At 41.6% G+C, this 19864-nt stretch carries 17 protein-coding genes and 2 pseudogenes; 10 read left to right on the forward strand and 9 right to left on the reverse strand.

From position 1 onward, the window contains the following. Positions 1–14: 14 nt before the first annotated feature. From V7K27_RS30465 to V7K27_RS30485, 5 genes and pseudogenes are all read right to left on the reverse strand, one after another. Positions 15–1391, reverse strand: coding sequence for a DUF2330 domain-containing protein (locus V7K27_RS30465; protein WP_334952264.1), 1377 nt, complete (start codon positions 1389–1391; stop codon positions 15–17). Between the two features lie 164 nt (positions 1392–1555). Continuing rightward, positions 1556–1687, reverse strand: a pseudogene (locus V7K27_RS30470) (Na+-transporting NADH:ubiquinone oxidoreductase, subunit NqrB); the annotation flags it as partial. A gap of 332 nt (positions 1688–2019) precedes the next feature. After that, the gene (locus V7K27_RS30475; protein ID WP_334952265.1) at positions 2020–3390 is read right to left on the reverse strand and encodes a DUF2330 domain-containing protein; all 1371 of its coding nucleotides are present in this window, start codon (positions 3388–3390) and stop codon (positions 2020–2022) included. A gap of 166 nt (positions 3391–3556) precedes the next feature. Beyond that, a complete protein-coding gene (locus V7K27_RS30480; RefSeq protein ID WP_334952266.1) occupies positions 3557–4498 on the reverse strand; it encodes an RnfABCDGE type electron transport complex subunit D in 942 nt (313 codons plus the stop codon). Between the two features lie 41 nt (positions 4499–4539). Continuing rightward, complete coding sequence (locus V7K27_RS30485; RefSeq protein WP_334952267.1) at positions 4540–4695, reverse strand: hypothetical protein; 156 nt, start codon at positions 4693–4695, stop codon at positions 4540–4542. A 132-nt stretch (positions 4696–4827) separates the two neighbouring features. Here V7K27_RS30485 and V7K27_RS30490 point away from each other — a divergent pair, with 132 nt between their 5' ends. The 3 genes from V7K27_RS30490 (at position 4828) to V7K27_RS30500 (ending at position 7246) form a co-directional block, all read left to right on the forward strand. Next, entirely contained in the window at positions 4828–5508 is a 681-nt protein-coding gene (locus V7K27_RS30490) for a polysaccharide deacetylase family protein (protein ID WP_334952268.1), read from the forward strand. A gap of 65 nt (positions 5509–5573) precedes the next feature. After that, entirely contained in the window at positions 5574–6485 is a 912-nt protein-coding gene (locus V7K27_RS30495) for a HipA-like protein (protein WP_334952269.1), read from the forward strand. Continuing rightward, entirely contained in the window at positions 6482–7246 is a 765-nt protein-coding gene (locus V7K27_RS30500) for an HIRAN domain-containing protein (protein WP_334952271.1), read from the forward strand. Before V7K27_RS30495 ends, V7K27_RS30500 begins: the two co-directional genes overlap by 4 nt. Here V7K27_RS30500 and V7K27_RS30505 read toward each other — a convergent pair. Continuing rightward, the gene (locus V7K27_RS30505) at positions 7243–8220 is read right to left on the reverse strand and encodes a carbohydrate kinase family protein (RefSeq protein WP_334952272.1); all 978 of its coding nucleotides are present in this window, start codon (positions 8218–8220) and stop codon (positions 7243–7245) included. The two genes, V7K27_RS30500 and V7K27_RS30505, sit on opposite strands and share 4 nt — an antisense overlap. A 608-nt stretch (positions 8221–8828) precedes the next feature. Between V7K27_RS30505 and V7K27_RS30510 the strand changes: the two genes are divergently transcribed. From V7K27_RS30510 to V7K27_RS30535, 6 genes are all read left to right on the forward strand, one after another. Beyond that, positions 8829–9092, forward strand: coding sequence for a helix-turn-helix domain-containing protein (locus V7K27_RS30510; protein ID WP_292764399.1), 264 nt, complete (start codon positions 8829–8831; stop codon positions 9090–9092). Positions 9093–9509: 417 nt separating this feature from the next. After that, positions 9510–10220: a DUF6391 domain-containing protein gene (locus tag V7K27_RS30515; RefSeq protein ID WP_334952273.1), complete on the forward strand. Its 711-nt coding sequence runs from the start codon at positions 9510–9512 to the stop codon at positions 10218–10220. A gap of 163 nt (positions 10221–10383) precedes the next feature. Beyond that, positions 10384–11382 carry a glycosyltransferase gene (locus V7K27_RS30520; RefSeq protein WP_334952308.1) on the forward strand — a complete coding sequence of 333 codons (999 nt, stop codon included), beginning with the start codon at positions 10384–10386 and terminating at the stop codon, positions 11380–11382. Positions 11383–11475: 93 nt separating this feature from the next. Continuing rightward, entirely contained in the window at positions 11476–12537 is a 1062-nt protein-coding gene (gene rfbB, locus V7K27_RS30525) for a dTDP-glucose 4,6-dehydratase (RefSeq protein ID WP_334952274.1), read from the forward strand. A gap of 1 nt (position 12538) precedes the next feature. Further along, positions 12539–12700, forward strand: coding sequence for a hypothetical protein (locus V7K27_RS30530; RefSeq protein WP_334952275.1), 162 nt, complete (start codon positions 12539–12541; stop codon positions 12698–12700). A gap of 105 nt (positions 12701–12805) precedes the next feature. Next, a complete protein-coding gene (locus V7K27_RS30535; RefSeq protein ID WP_334952276.1) occupies positions 12806–13432 on the forward strand; it encodes a type I restriction endonuclease in 627 nt (208 codons plus the stop codon). Positions 13433–14309: 877 nt separating this feature from the next. Here V7K27_RS30535 and msrA read toward each other — a convergent pair. Both msrA and V7K27_RS30545 read right to left on the reverse strand, forming a co-directional pair. After that, complete coding sequence (gene msrA, locus V7K27_RS30540) at positions 14310–14975, reverse strand: peptide-methionine (S)-S-oxide reductase MsrA (RefSeq protein WP_334952277.1); 666 nt, start codon at positions 14973–14975, stop codon at positions 14310–14312. 128 nt (positions 14976–15103) lie between these two features. After that, positions 15104–16639: a hypothetical protein gene (locus V7K27_RS30545; protein ID WP_334952278.1), complete on the reverse strand. Its 1536-nt coding sequence runs from the start codon at positions 16637–16639 to the stop codon at positions 15104–15106. Between the two features lie 129 nt (positions 16640–16768). Between V7K27_RS30545 and V7K27_RS30550 the strand changes: the two are divergent. Next, a pseudogene (locus V7K27_RS30550) lies at positions 16769–17203 on the forward strand (YidH family protein); the annotation flags it as partial. A 198-nt stretch (positions 17204–17401) separates the two neighbouring features. On the opposite strand, the gene V7K27_RS30555 reads toward V7K27_RS30550, so the two are convergent. Then, on the reverse strand, positions 17402–19630 hold the full coding sequence (locus V7K27_RS30555; protein ID WP_334952280.1) for a variant leucine-rich repeat-containing protein: 2229 nt from the start codon (positions 19628–19630) through the stop codon (positions 17402–17404). Positions 19631–19864: the final 234 nt, after the last annotated feature.

The following is a 19864-nucleotide window of genomic DNA, read 5'->3' on the forward strand; positions in this document are numbered from 1 at the left end:
TTAAAAGGGAATTCTCAATATAATCCCAGCCAGGACAGGAAATTTTCCCACCAAGAATATCTCAGATTACCTACACTCAGCTTCATTTTGTTGCGAATGTCTTGAATATTCCAGTTGGTTAGTTTAGCCAGAGTTTGGGCCTCTTGTTCAAAACGCTTGGGCAAAGACCGTTTATATTCTCTACCCGCCTGACATTTGAGTTCCCCTTGGAACGGATGTTGCAAAACATAACGCCCTTGGAAAGATTCACTATTAGCAGTTTGTTGAAATATCAAGTCTTCAGGGAATTTATTGCGGGTGTAGCGGACGTGCAGCCGGGAGATGAAGACGTTACTGCTAGAAGAGGAACGACGAAAGCCGGGGCGTACTGGTACATCGCTTGCAGAATTATCATCTAGCCAAAATACGCCTGCTTGCTTGAGTTCTTCTGGGGTTAAGGGATCGGCAGAACAAGGATCGCAACTACCCATGTCCCAAGCGTATTCCAAAAAACCAACTTTCCGATCTTCTTTGGTGTAGACAGTTTGAAACATAGATTTGTAGAATTCACCAAATTCACCTTTGACAAACAAGGGAATATTTGCGTCGGAGGGGATTTTCACTGTCCGGTAGTTAGTGATTTCTACCTGTCCTTGGGGCGAGAGGATGTAGACAATCAAATCCTGCTCTGTCGTAGCATTGATCATGCCCAAACGAATTGGCAGCATGAATTTAGGTGATTGGTAGGAAATTTGTAGCGGACGCAGGAACTGATAGCCAGATTTCTCAAATTTATCCAAGTTTACTTTGGCAACAAAGAATTTCATTGAGGAACGGATGTAGGGCTGAAGTAACTGTTTTGCTCCTCTAGGGATTTTGTAGCCATTGTTTCTGAGCCAAGTTTCCAGTCCGCCAGATTCTTTAGCGCTGAGGATCAAAATGTCGTATTCGCCGACGTTGAAACGTGCTTCGATTGTCACACCCAAACTGCGATCGCTTGTCTTTTTAGCTTCCTCATTGACTGCGCCTGCTCTAGATGCTGGAGCAGGTCGATCTACCGAATCACTTACAGCACAAGGATCTGAGTCAAAATATTCTACCAATCGTGGCGCACTAAAAGCGTCTAAGCGTTGGATAATCTTCGGTTCAACCACACGAACTTGCTCTTTTTGCAGCACCGTTGGCACAGGTATTACTATTGCAAAATCTTTCACCTCGCCTTGAAAGTCGTTTGCCATTGTCATCACGGTGCGATCGCCATCCCGTGCGATCGCCACCTGAGAAGCTTTGTTATACAGCTTCGTATCAGCTTTAGCTACATAAAATCCACAAAATGCCCAAGCTGCCGGTGCAAAGCACAAAACAGCGACAATTACCAACAATAATGGCGTTAAAAGTCGAAAAATCTTCATTTTATACCTCTACTTTTTTAGTGTTGAGTTAGAGACGCGATTAATCGCGTCTGTACAGGAGTTAAGAGTTAGGAGTTAGGAGTTCTTCCCCTGCTCCCTCATCTCCCGCCAAGCGAAGATTGGGGATTTGTTCTTTCCCTGTTACCCATGACAATATCCATGTTTGTTGCTAGACTTGTGGCGATCGCTACCCCAATTAACTCTGGTCGCAACGTCCAGTCTCGTGTACCGATTCCCAAGACTAGGAACAAGCCGAGAAATAGAATTTGATCATCTCGTATATCTTTGAGCAACATTACCCTTTCATTCAGGGATTCCCCGTAGATTTGTCATCAATCTAGACGAGTGCTAACTCAAATAGTATTTATGTTACAGATTTTGTTACAAAATAGAGCAGTAAATCTAATGACTTAAACTTTAGTTTAAGTCATTAGATTTACCCATATCTTTTTAACGTGTCGTGTGTGTTAGGGAAAATTTCAGTCCACTTAAGTGGACTTGAGCTATTAGCCCAGAACTTAAGTTCTGGGCGGGATTGCCTGTCTACGCGATACTTTGACTGTTACAAAAATGTGGGTAATGACAAGACCTTAGACAGCCGGGAATTATCCGAAAAAGTCAATACGAATCAAAACCAGGATAAGAAACTTTCCCACAAGGAATATGTAAGATTTCCGACACTCAGCTTCATTTTCTTGCGAATATCTTGGATATCCCAGTTGGTTAACTTAGCCAGAGTTTGGGCCTCTTGTTCAAAACGCTTGGGCAAAGACCGTTTGTATTCTTTACCTGCTTGACACTTAAGTTCCCCTTGAAAGGGATATTGCAAAATATAACGCCCTTGGAAAAATTCACGGTTGGCAGTTTGCAGGAAAATCAAGTCTTCTGGGAATGTGTCGCGGGTGTAGCGGACATGCAGACGGGAGATGAAGACGTTACTGCTAACAAAGGGAATACCAAAATTGGGGAATACTGGTACATTACTTGAAGAATTATTATTAATTAGCCAAAATACACCTGCTTCCTTGAGTTCGTCTGGGGTCAGGGGATCGGCAGAACAAGGATCGCAACTACCCATATCCCAAGCGTATTCCAAAAAACCGACTCTTTTGCCTTCTTTGGTGTAAGCAGTTTGGAACAGGGATTTGTAGAATTCATTAAATTCATTTTTGACATACACCGGAATATTGGCGTCGGTGGGGATTTTCACCGTCCGATAGTTAGTGATTTCTGCCCCTCCTTCGGGCGAGAGGATATAGACAATTAAATCCTGCTCTGTCGTGGCATTGAGCATGCCTAAACGAATTGGCAGCATGAACTTGGGTGATTGATAGGAAATTTGTAGCGGACGCAATAACTGGTAGCCAGATTGCTCGAATTTATCTAAGTTGACTTTGGCAACAAAGAATTTCATTGAGGAACGGATGTAAGGCTGAAGTAACTGTTTCGCGCCTTGAGGGATTTTGTAGCCATTGCTTCTGAGCCAAGTTTCCAGTCCGCCAGATTCTTTAGCACTGAGGATCACGATGTCGTATTCGCCGACGTTGAAACTGGCTTCGACTGTCACACCTAAACTGCGATCGATACTTATAGATCCCGCCTTACCTCCATCACCTCCTACTCCGCTCTGTGTTAGCAAGTTCCCGAAAAATATTGGGGCACAAGGATCTGGGTCAAAATATTCTACCAATCGCGGCGCACTAAAAGCATCTAGGCGCTCGATAATCTGGGGTTGGGCAACGCGAACTTGCTCTTTTTTCAGCACTGTTGGCACTGGTACTACTATTGCAAAATCTTTGACTTCGCCTTGAAAGTCGTTTGCCATTGTTAGGACAGTGCGATTGCCATCTCGCGCGATCACCACCTGAGAAGCTTTGTTGTAGAGCTTCGCATCAGCTTTAGCTACATAGAATCCACAAAATGCCCAAGCTGCGGGTGCAAAGCACAAAACAGCTACAATTGCTAATAGTAATGGCGTTAAAAGTCGAAAAATCTTCATTTTTTATACCTCAAGATTTTTAAAGAAGTCGGAAGTCGGAAGTACAGTTTTGTAACGGGGATAAAGACTCATTGCCACAAAACTTGCGGCTTCTTTTGTAACCGGGGACTTAAACCCACCGAATTTTGTTAATGCACAGACGCGATTAATCGCGTCTGTACAGGAGTTAGGAGTGCTGAGTAAGAAGTTCTTCCCCTGCTCCCTCATCTCCCTTATCTCCCTCATCTCCCTCATCTCCCTCATCTCCCTCATCTCCCTCTTGCCAAGCAAACCTGGGGGCTAACCAGAGGACATCTATCAGAATGGTCAATGGCGCAAGGGCAAACAGTGCCCAGAAAACTGCGGTAGAAACAAAGAAATAATTCCGCAGAATGAAAGTTAATCCGGCGATGCAAACTGCCCAAACTACCCGCCCAATTCGGGAATTGGGGATCGATCGCGGATCTGTAATCATAAATAGGGCGAACAACAACAACGATCCGCTCATCAATCGGTGCCAGTAAACATCCCAAGTCCAACCCAGCCAGAGATTGCGAATGGCTTCCAGCAAAGAGTAGGCACCCAAAAAAGCTGCTGTGGTGTCCCAGCGACCAATGCGTTGCAAAGTCATGCCGCCAGTTCCGGCGAATAAGAGCGCATACCACCACTCTTCACCCCATTGTCCCGGCGAAACCCAGGCATCGGAGGTGAGAACCAAGGCGGAAATGATCCCAAAATTACCAGGGTTGAAGAAATGTTTATCACCGAATTTGAAGAGAAATTTGCTAGCGATCGCACTTGCTGCGGCTATTGCCATTGTTGTCCAATGATCAGCCCGCAACAGTAAACTGAGTCCCAATGAGGTAATTAAAGCACTACGAAGACTCGTAATTTGTCCTTTGTCATTAGTCATTTGTCCTACCCTGCGGGAAGCCGGTGGGGCGTCTATGTTGTTTGCCAATGACCAATGACTAATGACTAATGACAATATCCATTGGGTTGCTAGACTTGTGGCAATCAATACTCCAATTAACTCTGGTCGCAATGTCCAGTCTCGTGTACCGATTCCCACGACTAGGAACAAGCCCAGAAATGAAATTTGATAATCTCGTATATCTTTGAACAACATTAGCTTTTTATGCAGTGTTTCTTCGGAGATTAATCATCAATTTAGGTGAGTTTTAGGTCAAATAGTATTGCTCTGACAGATTTTTTACAAAATAGAGCATTGACATTTTCCAGCCGACCTTTCCCAATTGACTTTGGGGTGGTGATTGTCATGTCAAAGCGATCGCTCTGATGTTTGAACCTATAAGCAGCGCTCATTCATAGAACTCTCTATTTGTATAGTGCGTAAGTTTTAGATATAAGCTAGGTAAGCAGTGGTTCGCACGCTCAACAGCCTCATATTAAGTAATCAGTGTACTTATGCAAGATTACGGAAAAATAAAAAACTTTATGCAGTTAGCTCCCCTGTTCCCAATTTTCTACCGCATTCTCCAGCCGAGTTTTCCTAACTGCCTTTGGGGTGGAAATCCCGATTCTAAAGCGATCGCACTCACATTCGATGATGGGCCGCATCCGCAATACACACCCGAAGTCTTGGCTGTATTAGACCGTTACAACATTACTGCGAGTTTTTTTTGGTTGGGTGCTTGCGTCAACCGTTCACCAGCCATTGCTAAAGTTGTTAGCGATCGCGGACACTGGATCGGATTGCATGGCTACGATCATCGCTCTTTTCCCATGCTTTCCCCAAATGACCTGAAGGACAGTTTAGAAAAAACTCAAGCTGCTATTTACAACGCTTGCAATCTGCAACCTGAACAAGTGCGAGATGTTCGCCCCCCCAATGGTTTATTTACACCTGCGACTTTAAAATTGTTCTTTCAGTGGAATTACCGCCCAGTTATGTGGAGTGTTGTACCAGAAGACTGGGTGCGGCCAGGCGTTACCACTGTAGTACAGCGAGTTATGCAGCAGGTCAAAAATGGTTCGCTGATTGTTTTACATGATGGTGCTTACGGTGGAGAAGATGTTGCTGCCACAATTAAAATTCTGATTCCGCAACTGCTACAACAAGGCTATGAGTTTGTGACCGTTGATACTCTGTGGCAACGAGCTAAGGCTAACCATTGACTGTTACACATATTAAAAATAGGTGAACTTAATAATTTGCTCTAAATCAGACTTTCCCATAAATTATGCCAGAGCAGTTTCCGATCATTGACGTTCCCCTAGATGCCCCAGAGGCTGATGAAGATTTGGGAACCAAAGAAAAGTTCTGGTTTCGCCATCAGTATTTAGGTCGTTGCCTATTCAAGAAAGCTAGACCAAACACAGGAGAAGATTGGGCAGAAAAGATTGCAGCCGAGTTGTGCGAGTTGCTAGGTTTACCCCATGCTGATTATGAACTGGCAATATTCAATGGGGAAAATGGTATTGTTTCACCCTCATTTTTGCCGCCTCAAGAAGGTGCAATTCTCACCCTTGGTAATGAAATTCTGGCTCGGATAGTATCTAATTATCCAGAAGATTCTAAAGACCTATCCCAACACACAATAGACAATGTATTCAATGCAATCGGAGATGCTTTAGTCAATTTGCCTATCAATTGGAAACCACCAGAGGGAATTAGTCATCCGACGGAAACTTTTGTTGGGTATTTACTTTTAGATGCTTGGATTGGGAATAGCGATCGACACCATGAAAATTGGGCATTCATCAGTTTACAAGAAAAGATTTATCTAGCACCAACCTATGACCACGCCTCCTGTCTTGGTAGGAACGAGTCTGATTCTAAAAGGAAAAGCAGGCTAATCACAAAAGACGCTGGCTTTTCTGTCCAAGCGTATGTGGAAAAATGCAATTCTGCGTTGTATGCTAGAGTTGACGATCAAAAAACTCTCAAGACTTTTAATGCATTTTGTGAAGCGCAAAAACGGTATCCAGATGCAGCGAGGGTATGGTTGAATAATTTAGCAAGGGTGTCAAGCAATGATACGTTAAAGCTTTTTGAGCGTATTCCATCTAATCGCATATCGCAAACAGCAATTGAATTTGCACAGAAGATATTGGAATTAAATCAAAGTAAGCTGCTGGACACCCTACTATGAAAACACTTTTTTTAGCTTGGCAAGATCCTAATAGTCGTGTTTGGCTTCCCATTGGTCGCTTAACATTTGACGGCAAAAAATATCAATTTGTATATACGCAAGGTGCTGTAAAAGCTCAAACTGAACATAATTTTCAGCTATTGTATTCTTTCCCAGACTTAAACAAAGAATACACATCAGTTGAACTGTTCCCCTTGTTTTCTAATCGATTAATGCGACGCTCTCGCCCTGACTACAAAAATTATATTGAATCGCTAAATATTCCCGAAGGTGAAGACGATCCAGTTAGCATTCTTTCTCGGAGTGGTGGACGCAAGGTAACAGATTATTTTGAAGTTTTCCCCTGCCCAGAACCAAATGAAAATGGTTTATACCACATCCATTTTTTTGCACATGGACTGCGACACCTTCCTCCTGGTGCAACTGAACGGATTAATCAATTACAAACAGGTGAACTCTTATATTTAGCGAACGAATTTCAAAACCCCTATGACCCACGTGCATTGCTATTATGCACTGAAGATCATTACATCGTAGGTTATTGCCCTCGGTATATTGTGGATGATGTTTTTAAACTCAAGAACAAAAATTCAGAACTTATAAAAGTAAAAGTTGAGCGCGTTAACCCAGTACCGACACCTCTCCAGCTGCGTTTATTGTGTAATATGACCGCAGAATCGCATGAAGATTTTCGCCCATTTTCTAGCCAGGAGTATCAGCCTTTGGTGGCTGATATCCCAGTGGCTTATGCTAGTTCCTAGAGTTGATGTGCGGCTAGAAAAGCTTCGACTTCAGCAGCAGTAGGTTGAGAAGCGATCGCACCTGCTTTAATAGTAGTCAGCGCTCCAACTGCACTGGCATAGGTGACAATGCGTTTTGCTGTTTCTGCATCCCGCAAGCTGTGGATGCCATACTGACTCAGTTGGTGGATGAATCCTGCCAAAAAGCTATCTCCTGCACCAGTTGTATCAACTACAGGGATGGAAAACGAGGGTAATTTGCCTTCGTTCTCACCCAGACAGTAAGTGCAACCGTTTTCCCCATCTGTTACTAATACTCCTTCAATTGAAGCCAGACGGTAAGTTATGGCTCCGGGATCTGCGGTTTCAAATAGCCATTCAGCTTCTTCTTTGGAAAGTTTGAGGAAATCGACTCGCTTAAATAATTCTGGAATTTTTTGATGAGCGATGTTTGGTTCATCCCAAAATACAGGGCGCCAGTTGACATCCAGCACAATCTTCAAATCGTAATGTTCTGCTAACTCTAGAGCGCGGTGAATTGCCTCTCCACTTTCAGGATAGGCTAATTCTAAAGTACCCAAAACCAGAAAATCTGCCTCTTGAAACAGCGAATTTGGCAATTGTTTAGCTTGCAGGCGAGTATCGGCAAATTCTGCGGTATCGTATTGACCAAATCCGGCAAAGGTGCGATCGCCAGCCAGATCCCGTGTAACATAAACTTGCCGCGTTGGTGCTGTGGGATGGCGTTGTACCCCCGTCGTCTCTACACCTACATCTTGTAGTAGCTTGACCAGTGCATTCCCTGGTTCATCTTCGCCAACCGCTCCGATAAATCCGGCTGGCGTCCCTAGCTTGACTAAAGCACAGGCTACATTAGCTGGTGCCCCTCCTGGGTAGGGAGTCCAAGATTTCACTTCTTCCAGCTTTAGCCCTAATTGATCGGCTAAACAATCAAACAAAATTTCACCAAGGCACAAAACACGGGGATTGCTCATCTCATTTTCAATTTTAGATTTCGATTTGGGATTAGGAATTTACAGTATAAAATCTACAATAATTTTTGCTAATCTGTCGCCAGTCCTTCATACAATTAAATAGCAATTTTTACTACTCCCATAACATATATATGCCTCTAATACTCTCCAAAAATATCCCAGTGAATATACTAATTTTTTATATTTAAATGTATTTTTTAGTACCAAAAATAAGTTATGTTTATAAGAATAATTCAGAAGTCAGGAGCAGAGCTTGGGATTGCTCCGCCGAGGCGTCAGAATAAAGTCATGGATTCTGTACGAGTGGGTGATGAATATTGATTAAAACCTCGCCCCTGGCGATGCCCGTAGCGTGGCCGTTGGGTTAAGCGAAAAAAATTAAAATATTCTCGCCTTAAAACTCTATCCCTTTATGGGTAGTGTATTCTGAATTCTGAATTCTGAATTCTGTATTCTGACTCCTGTTTTATATTTCTGTCAACTTGAAATCCAAAGAAAATATTGACAATAGTATTACTGCTAACACTTGAAACCCCTACCAACAAAAGAATCCTCTAGAATTAGAAAGAGCGATTAAGTACATATACCAACAGAGGATAGAAATAGTCATGGCTGGTGGCAAGTCTGAGACCCCCGTTAGTCTGTCAGACAGAGAACTGCAAATTATCGACTTAGTGGCCACTGGCTTAACTAACCAAGAGATTGCAGGAAAACTGGAGATTAGCAAGCGTACAGTTGATAACCATATCAGTAATATTCTCACCAAAACCGAGACAGAAAATCGAGTAGCTCTTGTCCGCTGGGCTTTACAGTGGGGCAAAGTCTGTTTGAATGATGTCAATTGCTGTCTTCTGCCTAACCAGATCGAATAAAGAATTTACTAGTAGCAACGTAATTACTTTGGTCTGGTATAATGACAAGCCAATTTTGAGTTTTACTGATTTTCCCCTCCTCACGCCTAAGTTTTCAGTGTGAACACTCTACCAAAAGTTCCGAGTCCTTCACTCAGCTGGAGTTTATGTTAGTGGAGCCAGCTGACCCTCGGACTCGGAAACTATAAAGATCAGAATTACTTTCCAAATTCAGCAGAACAGATGTAGGACTGGGGACTTTTAGAATCAGGGGGGCAGAGGAGCAGAGGAGCAGAGGAGAATAACCAATGCCCAATGCCCCATGCCCCATGCCCCAACTAAACAATCATCCACAAAAATTAGTAACAATTTAGTGGTGCAAGCGTTACATTTGAAAGAAATATATGTTACTCCATCGGTTTGGAGAGCGGTGTTCCAATGAATACTTCTGCTTCTTTTCAGGGTGGCTCGTCTCCCTTTGAATTTTTTAAGTTTGATCTTACGACACCTGTATCTGAGAAAGTTCCGAGTCTTGAAGACCGATTTTCAGACTTTCCGCAACCCACACAAGATGCCGACTTACTCAGACAGCTATCGTTTATTCCAGGATTGAAAGAAATTTTGATGCTGCGGCAGGTTCACGCCTTAGAACATGCTACTGTTTGGGTTCTTAGCGAATCAAAAAGTGGCTATCCTGGCAAAGGAGAACCCACTAACGTTCAACGAGATAACGAACTATTAGGCGGTTTGTCTACTGAGCAGGGATTCTACCTCTATGGTGAGGTGAATATTAGTGATTTGCGGCGTGCGATCGCACTTGCTCGACATCGCCTCACCAGTGGAGAATGGGATTTGGCTGTACATCCCCGTTGCGGCACAAATTTATCAGTAGCAATGCTCTTAACAGCTGGACTAGCTGTGGGTGTGCATCTGTTGTTACCATTTCGACCAATCGAGCAACTTATAGGTTTAGGGTTAGCTGCGACGACAGCTGCTGAACTCGCACCTGATTTAGGTTCTATGGCACAGCGTTACTTAACAACTGCCATTCCTTTTAACCTAGCAATAGAAAATATTACCCGTACACGCGACGTTTGGGGGCGTGAGGCACATTTTGTGAAAGTGAGCTGGAGAGACTTCGGGGGATGAGAAGGATGAGGGAGATGAGGGAGATAAGGGGATGAGGGGGACAAGAAAAAATTTTCTCCATAGTCTTCCCTATCTACCTCATCTCCCCCTGCTCGCTCATCTTCCCCCACTCCCCAGTACAGACGCGATTAATCGCGTCTCTGCCCACTCCCCTAAAAAAATTATGAGAAAACTTTACTTTTTACTCCCTGGTACAGATGGCAAATTTGCCTGTGGTGGTCTTTGGGCAGAATTAAAAGCACTTAATCTGGTTCAGCAGTTCTGTAGTGCTGATGTTGTCACTTACCGTCAACGAGAAGAAGGTAAGCTTTTTATTGATGATTTGCTAAAAGAGAAAGATTTAAATGATGTAATTTTTGTCATCAGTTGGGGATTTGATGTAGCTCAACTCGTGGCTAAACTTAAGCAATACAATGTCGTTTACCATGCCCATAGTGCAGGTTATCCATTTAGGCTAAGAGCGAGTATTCCGATCATCACTGTCAGCCGCTATACAATGGGATATTGGGGAGAAAAATCACCCAATTCTCTCATTTATTATTTGCCGAATCAAATTTCTGATGAGTTTCAAAATTTAGGTCTGGAACGGGATATTGATGTTTTAGTTCAGGCTCGGAAGTCTTCTGAGTATTTAATTAAAGAATTGATTCCAGCGTTGCAAAAACGTTGTAAAGTATTGCTTGTTGACTCTTATGTAGAGGATTTACCTGGACTATTCAACCGAGCTAAGGTTTACCTCTATGATTCGGCTGAGTATTGGGCACAACAGGGTGTTAGTGAAGGATTTGGTCTGCAACCAATGGAAGCTCTGGCCTGTGGTTGTCAAGTATTTTCTAGTGTAAACGGTGGACTGGCAGATTACTTAGATCCGGGATTTAATTGCTATAAAATTGCTGGATATTCCCAAGAATATGATGTCCAACGTATTCTGAAAGTACTTAATTATTCAGTAGCCTTTAGCTTGTCTGAAGAGTTTTTGGTTGAGCATCGGACTGACAATATTATTACTCGTTTCCAAGTTATTCTGGATGAGTTAAATGAGTTTTTTGACCACAAGATCCAGCAGCCGTCTAATATTAAGAGTTTGACGAGAATACGTGTGGTAAAGTTATTTGCACAGAGGATATACGGTAAGTTGAGAAAAAAATATTTTAAGCAATAGAAACGAACCACAGAGGCAAGGCAGCGCGGTCTTGGGGGTTTCCCCCATGAGCGACTGCCGCGCAGAGAACACAGAGAGAAGAGAGGAAATTGAATGAGTCGGCGGTTATTAGTTACAGGGGGTGCGGGGTTTATTGGGGCGAATTTTGTGCATCACTGGTGTCAGGTTTATCCAGATGACCGGGTGGTGGTGTTGGATGCTCTTACTTACGCGGGGAATCGTCTGAATTTGGCGCCCTTTGAGGGAAGAGAGAATTTTCGGTTTGTGCAGGGGGATATTTGCGATCGCACTATTATAGATCAGTTACTAGCAACGGAAAATATTGATGCGATCGCTCATTTTGCTGCTGAATCTCATGTTGATCGTTCGATTCTAGGGCCTGGGGCTTTTGTGCAAACTAATGTAGTGGGAACTTTTACGCTGCTTGAGGCTTTTCGGCAACATTGGGAGGCAAAAGCACAGCCGTCGGATTATCGTTTCCTACACGTTTCTACTGATGAAGTCTACGGTAGTCTGGGCGCAGATGATCCAGCTTTTTCTGAAACTACACCCTACGCTCCCAATAGTCCCTATTCAGCCTCGAAAGCTGGCAGTGACCATTTAGTGCGTGCTTATTATCATACTTATAAACTTCCAACCATTATCACAAATTGCTCTAATAATTACGGATTTTATCAGTTTCCTGAAAAGCTAATTCCCCTGATGTGTATCAACACTTTGATAGGTAAACCATTACCTGTTTATGGTGATGGTAAAAATGTCCGCGATTGGCTTTATGTGGGCGATCATTGTCATGCTTTAGATGTGGTAATCAATCATGGTCAACCAGGGGAAACATACAATATTGGTGGTAATAATGAGGTAGAAAATATTAACCTCGTGCAACTTTTGTGTCAGATGATGGATGAATTAGCACCTGATTTACCAGTACGTCCAGCAAAGCAGCTGATTACTTTTGTCAAGGATAGACAAGGACATGATCGGAGATATGCAATTAATGCAAACAAAATTAAAACTCAGCTTGGTTGGACGCCTTCAGTAACAATTGCTGAGGGTTTACGTTTAACTGTTGAATGGTATCTTAATCATCGTGATTGGTGGGAACCTCTGCTGTCTGCGGAATATCAAGCTTACTATCGCAAAAATTATCTGTAGAATGACCAACTACGCGCAAGGATGCCAACAACGCGCCGGAATCGTTATCTTCTGCATATTCCTGAAATATCTCGGTCAAATAATGTTTACTGAAAAGCGAGCTATTCAAAGCCCATCAAAGAGGTTGGGCGATCGCTGGTATTCTAATTGGAGCGCCTATTAGTATTATGTTGTGGACTTGGGCGATCGCTTTGCTCAAATCTCTACTGTAAGGCAAGTCTTTTAGGTGAATTTCAAGGAAGGGTTTTTAGGCAAAAAGGTTCAACAAATGGTTCAAATTCTTCAAGGAAAAGATATCACCCTAGCGCAACTTATTGATGAATTTGGTCTGCAACTTGCAAACGAGGAACATTTTTTTTCAGAATGGCGGCATGATTTAGCTGAGTTGAGTGACTTAGAAAAGCAATCTCTCAATGAAGTCAAGGCAGAATATTTGCATCTATCGAAATATCCTATTTTGGAACCTGTAGTTAAAATGGTGGTGCTATCTCCACTATTACGTCTAGCAGGTTTTTATCAACCGCCTTTTTACATCGCCTCAGAACAAGAGGTCAGAATTTCTTCTGAAGACGAAGGCACGATTATCAGAGGACGTATTGACATCTTGGTGTTGCATCCTCCATTTTGGGTTCTCGTTATTGAGGCAAAACGAGCAGAATATTCTTTAGTACCAGCAATTCCACAAGCATTGGCTTATATGTTGGCAGATGCAACTTCGGCAAAACCTGTTTTTGGGTTTATTACCAATGGTAATGAATTTCAATTTATTAAGTTGACTAAACACGGTATACCGAGATACGCATTATCTTACACACTGTCGCTGAATCGTGGCGATGATCTACATACTGTCGTAAAAGTGTTAAAACGCATAGCTCATTTAATTCGTAATTCGTAATCTTGTAGGGTGTGTTAGCCAAGGGCATAACGCACCATCTCAATACTTTCGGTATTTTAGGCGTAGGCGTAGCCCGTCGTAGACATCGCTATTTTAATGCAACTGCTGCAATCCCAAAATATAAGCAATTTTACAAATACTTGAGCATTTACAACAATTGCTTAAGCAAAAGCTGTAAATGCTTTAACGTTATTAACTTTTGCTTGAGCATTTACAACAATTGCTTAAGTGAAAGCTGTAAATGCTTTAACGTTATTAACTTTTGCTTGAGCATTTACAACAATTGCTTAAGCAAAAGCTGTAAATGCTTTAACGTTATTAACTTTTACTTAAGCGTTTACAACAATTGCTTAAGCAAAAGCTGTAAATGCTTTAACGTTATTAACTTTTACTTGAGCGTTTGCTGTAAATGCTTATATATTAGAGCAAATGCTTAAACAAAACTTATCAATGATGTCGGAGAGGCCATGTTATTTTACAAATTCCAGTTGCACAAGCTGTCATCGCTGCTAAAACTATCCTTGATGCACTGATTTGTCTTGCAGATCGCATTTAGGGACTGACAACAAATAAATTACTACTACTTGTGGGGTGGGCATCTTGCCCGCCTTTGGCTGTGGGCGGGTGAGACACCCACCCCACAAGAAATAGTTGAGTATTTTTTTATTTGGAAGTCCCTTATATGAGGTAATGTATTTAGACAATTTTGCCGGGTTTGTTGGGTTTCACCTTGTTCAACCCAACCTACAAATATTCTTAACTACACAAAACCTGTCCCTCTCCGAGTCGGAGAGGGACAGACTTGAACTAAAGTTCAAGGTAGGGAGAGGTTTGTCGAACTCACGTTAAGTTGACTACCCTAGCAACTCCATTTCTATCAACTAACTTGCGATTCAACTACACCCACGGGACAAGAAACATTTGTCCCTCCTAAACCACAATACCCATTAGGATTTTTAGCGAGGTATTGCTGATGGTAAGCTTCGGCGTAGTAGAATTCAGGTGCATCCAAGATTTCTGTAGTAATCTTGCCATAACCTGCACCATTGAGAGCTTGCTGATAAGCTGACCGCGATGCTTCTGCTAGCTGCTTTTGACTTTCGGAATATACATAAATTCCCGAACGGTATTGAGTGCCAGCATCATTACCTTGGCGCATTCCTTGGGTGGGATTGTGGCTTTCCCAAAAGACTTTGAGCAGTTCGGCATAACTAATCACTTTGGGATCAAACACAACCAACACCACTTCATTGTGTCCCGTTCGTCCACTACATACCTCTTCATAAGTGGGGTTGGGTGTGAACCCAGCAGCATAACCGACTGCGGTAGTGTAAACTCCTTTAAGTTGCCAGAATTTGCGTTCTGCACCCCAAAAACAGCCCAAGCCAAAAATTGCCTTCTCTAATCCATCGGGATAAGGAGGCTTCAGGGGATTCTTGTTGACATAATGAGCGGCGGGTACTGACATAGATTGTGCCCTTCCTGACAAAGCTTCGTCAGGTGTGGGTATAACTTCCTTTTTGCCAAATCCGAATAGTGCCATTGATTTTGACTCTGATATACATCTTTACCTTATTTACTATTTTAACGCTGTAAAGATTCTGGCATCGCTTGGGGTTTTCTCAGAGTCCTCACTGGACTGTGTTGACCTTTACAAAAACAGTGCTGAAATCAAGCTCTTTCCTTGAGCGCCTGTTTTGCAATAGTACTAACCCTAGTGTCAGAATCATTGCTTAACCGCTCCAAAATTGCAATCGGTGTGTTGACATTTTTGGCAACTTGTCTGCGAAGTTCAGTGTAGGAATGAACTGCGAATTGTTCTAGTAAATGGACAGGGGTATTAGGATGAGCAGCGATCACGCATATATAATTAATCGAATTAATCGGAGACTGATGTATTTGGTTGATTTTTAGATAAAGCTTCTTCAGTCCCTCTGAGGGTGTATTGGGGTTTTGAGCGAGCTTCATTAAAAAAGAAATGTCTACACATGGATCTTCATAATCCGTAAGTGCAAGCAGCATAGTGGGTGGTGTTTTCAAAGATGATGCGATCGCTTTCACTACATCATAGTTATTCATCTGCAATAAATTTTCTAACACTTTTGGAGTGATCTTAGAATGTCTCACCAATTGAATTGCAATTGCTTGATATATGCCTTGTTTTGATGGCGAGACTAGCTGATATTGCTTAACCAAGAACTCTGCAAAAAACTCTAGAAAGGTAGAGGTTGCATTGGGATTTTTTGCGGCTTGAAAGAGTACATCTTCATCTGTATTCTGTACGAGTTTTCCTAAAACCTTTGCAGGGGTTGAAGGATGGGCGGCAACCAATAGCCGGATATAGACTCGTCGATCGCTAGCTAACCGCTCTAGCAAGTCGATGGATGTTCCAGGTTTTCCCTCGATAAAATTGATGATAGCGATCGCACTTTCTGAAACATTTGGATGGTTCTTGACCAGATAGCGAATTTCTTCGTCATTTTCTCCTGCTAGTTTTTCTAATATTGCGCTTGGGACTTGAGGATTTCGAGCAAGTGCTTTGAATATCGAAACATCTATATTTCCTCCTGCCATTTTTTTCAACATTGCCCTTGGTATTCCAGGATGTTGAGCAAGTAATTTGTTCATCAAAACATCTCTCCAATCTGCAAACTTATTGAGTAGGGATAATGGTGCATTAGGGTTCTCAGCGATCGCCATTTCGATATCGCTGATTCCACTCTCGGCTAGTTTAAGCAATAACGATTCAGAAGTGTTCGGATTTCGAGCGATCGCAAAAAATAGCCGATTATCAAACTCATATTGACCATCATTATCTCGATCCCAGAAGGGAGGAGGGCTTTCTAAAAGTTGTTCTAGGAGTTCAAGTGGTGTCTTTGGATTTCTAGCAATAGCAAGAAGAATTTCCTCATCCTCGATTTTGGATAACTGAGCGATCGCACTTTCACCAGTTGTTGTGCTACGGGCTAAAGAGAGTCTAACGAAATGGCTCTCAGGATTTTCCAGCACCAAAAGATTGAAAACCGGGTTCGCAGTAATTGCGTCTGGAAACTCCTTACCTAATTTCAGCAGCACTTTCGTGGGCGTATTCGGATTTTTAGCCACAGCCTCACGAACTTCTGGCTGAGGATGTGAAGATAGTTCTTCAAGCACCACAACCGAGGTATCGTCAGCCGAGGCTAACGCAAAATCGTTGTCATCAAGCATAGTAAAGAATTAGATTTTAGATATATAATTAGTCTTCCCAAATCTCAGGGTACTTTTACATTAGACTTTTACGAAACTTCATCGATGTTATGAATACTTTTCAAGGAGAACTTGCCATCAGAAGTACTCATGGATAAAATACCGAAAATTGACCGCCAAAGGGAGCATCAAGCGAATGAACGTACCTTTCTGGCTTGGCTACGCACTTCTATTGCATTGATTAGCTTTGGAATTGCGATCGCCCGATTTGCTCTATTTTTACGTCAGCTTAATCTTGCCATTACTCAACAAGAACCTCATGTAAATCCATTATCTAATTCCGAAAATTTGGGTCTTGCTTTAGTAATTTCTGGGATTTTCACAATTGCATTAGCTGCGTGGCGATACAATCAAGTTTTCTGGCAAATTGAACAAGGCGACTATAGACCAAGCCGATTGATGGTTTGGATAATGACTGGAGTAGTAATTTTTTTGGGACTTTTCTGTATTCCTTTGCTCTTAAGGCGTGATCAAATACCTTCTCATTCTCCTGTAAAAATTCAACCACAGTCCCGAAATTTGCAAAGATCAAACCCAAATCTCAATGTTAGAAAGGTGATAATTACTACTCGATATAAACGAATATTTTTGTTTGTTAAATTTGTCATTAAATAATGGTTAATAAGTCTTATAAGAATCTGATTTAATTTTTGAAAAAGACTAAGCGAGAATAGGCAACAGGTTAACTTACTTGTGCAATAATGCAATTTATAAGAGCGAATACTATTTTAAGTTATCCCGTGCTGCTGCACGAACAATGCTATTGGCGTCTTGCGTTAGTTGTTGGCAAATGTCGCGGTGAGTATTCGGGTTTTGAGCGATCGCATATCTTTCTGGCCAAAACCAGGATTTATAGTATCTTCCCAAAAATGAACTCGGTATATGAGGATTCATCAGAACCAAAAAGCGAGAAAATGATGGGCGATCGGGAAATTTTAGACATCGATCCAAGAAAGGAATCGCCGCTTCTGGTTCTTGAGTCAGTAAACTTTTAACAGCAGCTAAATTGAGTGGATTAAAGTGAAATCCCCCACGTCCTCCGGGTTGAGTAGCTAACTGAATTAGTAAATCTTGCGGCGCACCAGGGTTTTGAGCAACTGCTAGAGGTAATCTTCGATCTGGATGCTCAGTAAATCTAGTTAGAATCTCGGCTGGAGTTTTCGGATGTTTAGCTACAGCCAATCTGACAATTAACTTATCGTCAGCTAGTTTTGCCAGAATTAAACCATCAACGTTAGGATGTCGAACAACTTTAGTTTTGACAGCAGTATACTCACTATTTGCTAGTTCTCGTAAATCTAGTGAAGATAAATTTGGATTTTCCAAGCTTGCTAATTGTTCTCTAAGCATCGAATCAAGTTTGGGATTCGCTAAAGCAGCTGCTCTAACTTCTGGATTGCGATCGTCAATTAACTTATCTAAAGAGTTTTGAGTAATATTGTGATGACTAGCTACCAAAACTCTCACTCCCTGGATTGGATGCTTCACTAATTTTGATAGTATTTCCGGTGAAGTGTTAGGAGCGCTTGCTAGAATTACACCATAGTATTGTAAATTAGAAAATCTAATAAATATTGGACTATAGTCTTTATATCTACCTCTGCCAAAATCCTTAAGCATATTTTCTCGGTAGGATCTTCTTCTTCTCGAACCCCTATTTTTTTGTATCAAGTCAAGTAAACATAGGTTAATTGTTGGGTTATCTATGCGGATATATCTTATTTTAAACCACCATTTTCTATCTTCTAAGTTTGTAAATAGAGCATTTAAATCGGCAACTATGGGGTTAATTTGATTGGCAGCAAAGTTATTCGATAATTTCGTACTATTTATTGGCAGCGTTCCCGGAAGTAAATCGAAAACTATTGATTCTCGCTGTTTTAAATAAGTAATACATTCAGTGATTAATGGAGAAACTCTGGGGTGTTTTTCAAGATTATCTAAAATCGTTTGAGGTGTGTCAGCAGAACAAACAATCTTTAATAAAGTACTTGTATATTCGTGTACTGACTTTTGATTTAAATAAGGTAAAGTGCTTTCATCAATTGCTCCTGCGTACCACAATCGCAGTTCAATTCCTTCTTCATCATTATTTAAAATAGGCAGTTGCGCTCTATCAATTTTGCTTTCCGCTAGATCGCGCCATCCAGTTTCCAATTCTCCAGCATAATTAATATGTAGCTTTGCGGCTTCAGCAATAAAATGAAGGCTATTTTTTGCAAGCTTATCGAGTAATTCTTTGGGTGTTTTCGGATGATTAGCAATAATATTGAGAATTTCTGGAAATGTTTCAAACTGGGATGCTGCGTTTAGAAAATTTGGGGATATTTCGGGCAATTGCACCAATTTAAACATCAGCCTATGAGGAATAAAAAGAATGAGATTTGGTTTCTTATTTAAAGCCACCTTATCCCAGAAAGTTATGTCATCATTGGGAAAATCAAGACGTAACTGAGCAACTTCTGCAACAATATCCTTACCAGATGTAGATAACTCCAATAGTTTTTTTTTAGAAGTATTGTGATGACTAGCTATAACAATTTTAAGATTAGTCTCGCAAATGCCAGCAGCAAATTCTAGAAAAGAGGTTGGTGCATTAAATGCACAAACAAGCTTCAAGAGGAATTTTTTCCCAAAACTGTGAGGAAAGTTAAAATTTTGCAGAATTGATAAATCATAAGCCGGATTGCTAAAGAATTCTTCAGGAAATAGATGCGCTAGTCCGATTAACCATTGTGTTGGTGTATTGGAATTGCTTGCGATCGCTCTTTGCATTTCTACATCTTTGTTAGTTCTGGCTTGTATCGCAAGTTCTCCTAATAAACTACTATCGGCGAGAGGATTTGCAGCAACTAATCTCCTTAGCTCATCATTAATTGCAGCTAATTCTCGTAATCTTTGTGGTGAAGTGTTATGATTTGTTGCTTCTTCCTTAAGCGAATCGAGTGACATTAACTTAACAACCCTCTTTTACTATTTCAGGAATATCATTTTTAATTTACTCGGATATTTCAGTAAGTGCTAGGTTGATTTAGTATCGGATAACAATTTATAGCGCTTCTCTGTTCAGTGCAATACAGACCTAACCCCCAGCCCCTTCCCTACAAGGGAAGGGGAGTAAGATTCAAAGCCTCTCTCCTCTTAGGAGAGAGGTTTGGAGAGAGGTCAAAGTTATTGCATCCAAAC

Source organism: Nostoc sp. (assembly GCF_036919575.1).
Taxonomy (GTDB): Bacteria; Cyanobacteriota; Cyanobacteriia; order Cyanobacteriales; family Nostocaceae; genus Nostoc.

Coding starts and splice junctions, on each gene's coding strand:
- V7K27_RS30465 (WP_334952264.1), bottom strand. CDS start 1,391: ATGAAGATTTTTCGACTTTTAACGCCATTATTGTTGGTAATTGTCGCT.
- V7K27_RS30475 (WP_334952265.1), bottom strand. CDS start 3,390: ATGAAGATTTTTCGACTTTTAACGCCATTACTATTAGCAATTGTAGCT.
- V7K27_RS30480 (WP_334952266.1), bottom strand. CDS start 4,498: ATGTTGTTCAAAGATATACGAGATTATCAAATTTCATTTCTGGGCTTG.
- V7K27_RS30485 (WP_334952267.1), bottom strand. CDS start 4,695: ATGAGCGCTGCTTATAGGTTCAAACATCAGAGCGATCGCTTTGACATG.
- V7K27_RS30490 (WP_334952268.1), top strand. CDS start 4,828: ATGCAGTTAGCTCCCCTGTTCCCAATTTTCTACCGCATTCTCCAGCCG.
- V7K27_RS30495 (WP_334952269.1), top strand. CDS start 5,574: ATGCCAGAGCAGTTTCCGATCATTGACGTTCCCCTAGATGCCCCAGAG.
- V7K27_RS30500 (WP_334952271.1), top strand. CDS start 6,482: ATGAAAACACTTTTTTTAGCTTGGCAAGATCCTAATAGTCGTGTTTGG.
- V7K27_RS30505 (WP_334952272.1), bottom strand. CDS start 8,220: ATGAGCAATCCCCGTGTTTTGTGCCTTGGTGAAATTTTGTTTGATTGT.
- V7K27_RS30510 (WP_292764399.1), top strand. CDS start 8,829: ATGGCTGGTGGCAAGTCTGAGACCCCCGTTAGTCTGTCAGACAGAGAA.
- V7K27_RS30515 (WP_334952273.1), top strand. CDS start 9,510: ATGAATACTTCTGCTTCTTTTCAGGGTGGCTCGTCTCCCTTTGAATTT.
- V7K27_RS30520 (WP_334952308.1), top strand. CDS start 10,384: ATGAGAAAACTTTACTTTTTACTCCCTGGTACAGATGGCAAATTTGCC.
- rfbB (WP_334952274.1), top strand. CDS start 11,476: ATGAGTCGGCGGTTATTAGTTACAGGGGGTGCGGGGTTTATTGGGGCG.
- V7K27_RS30530 (WP_334952275.1), top strand. CDS start 12,539: ATGACCAACTACGCGCAAGGATGCCAACAACGCGCCGGAATCGTTATC.
- V7K27_RS30535 (WP_334952276.1), top strand. CDS start 12,806: ATGGTTCAAATTCTTCAAGGAAAAGATATCACCCTAGCGCAACTTATT.
- msrA (WP_334952277.1), bottom strand. CDS start 14,975: ATGGCACTATTCGGATTTGGCAAAAAGGAAGTTATACCCACACCTGAC.
- V7K27_RS30545 (WP_334952278.1), bottom strand. CDS start 16,639: ATGCTTGATGACAACGATTTTGCGTTAGCCTCGGCTGACGATACCTCG.
- V7K27_RS30555 (WP_334952280.1), bottom strand. CDS start 19,630: ATGTCACTCGATTCGCTTAAGGAAGAAGCAACAAATCATAACACTTCA.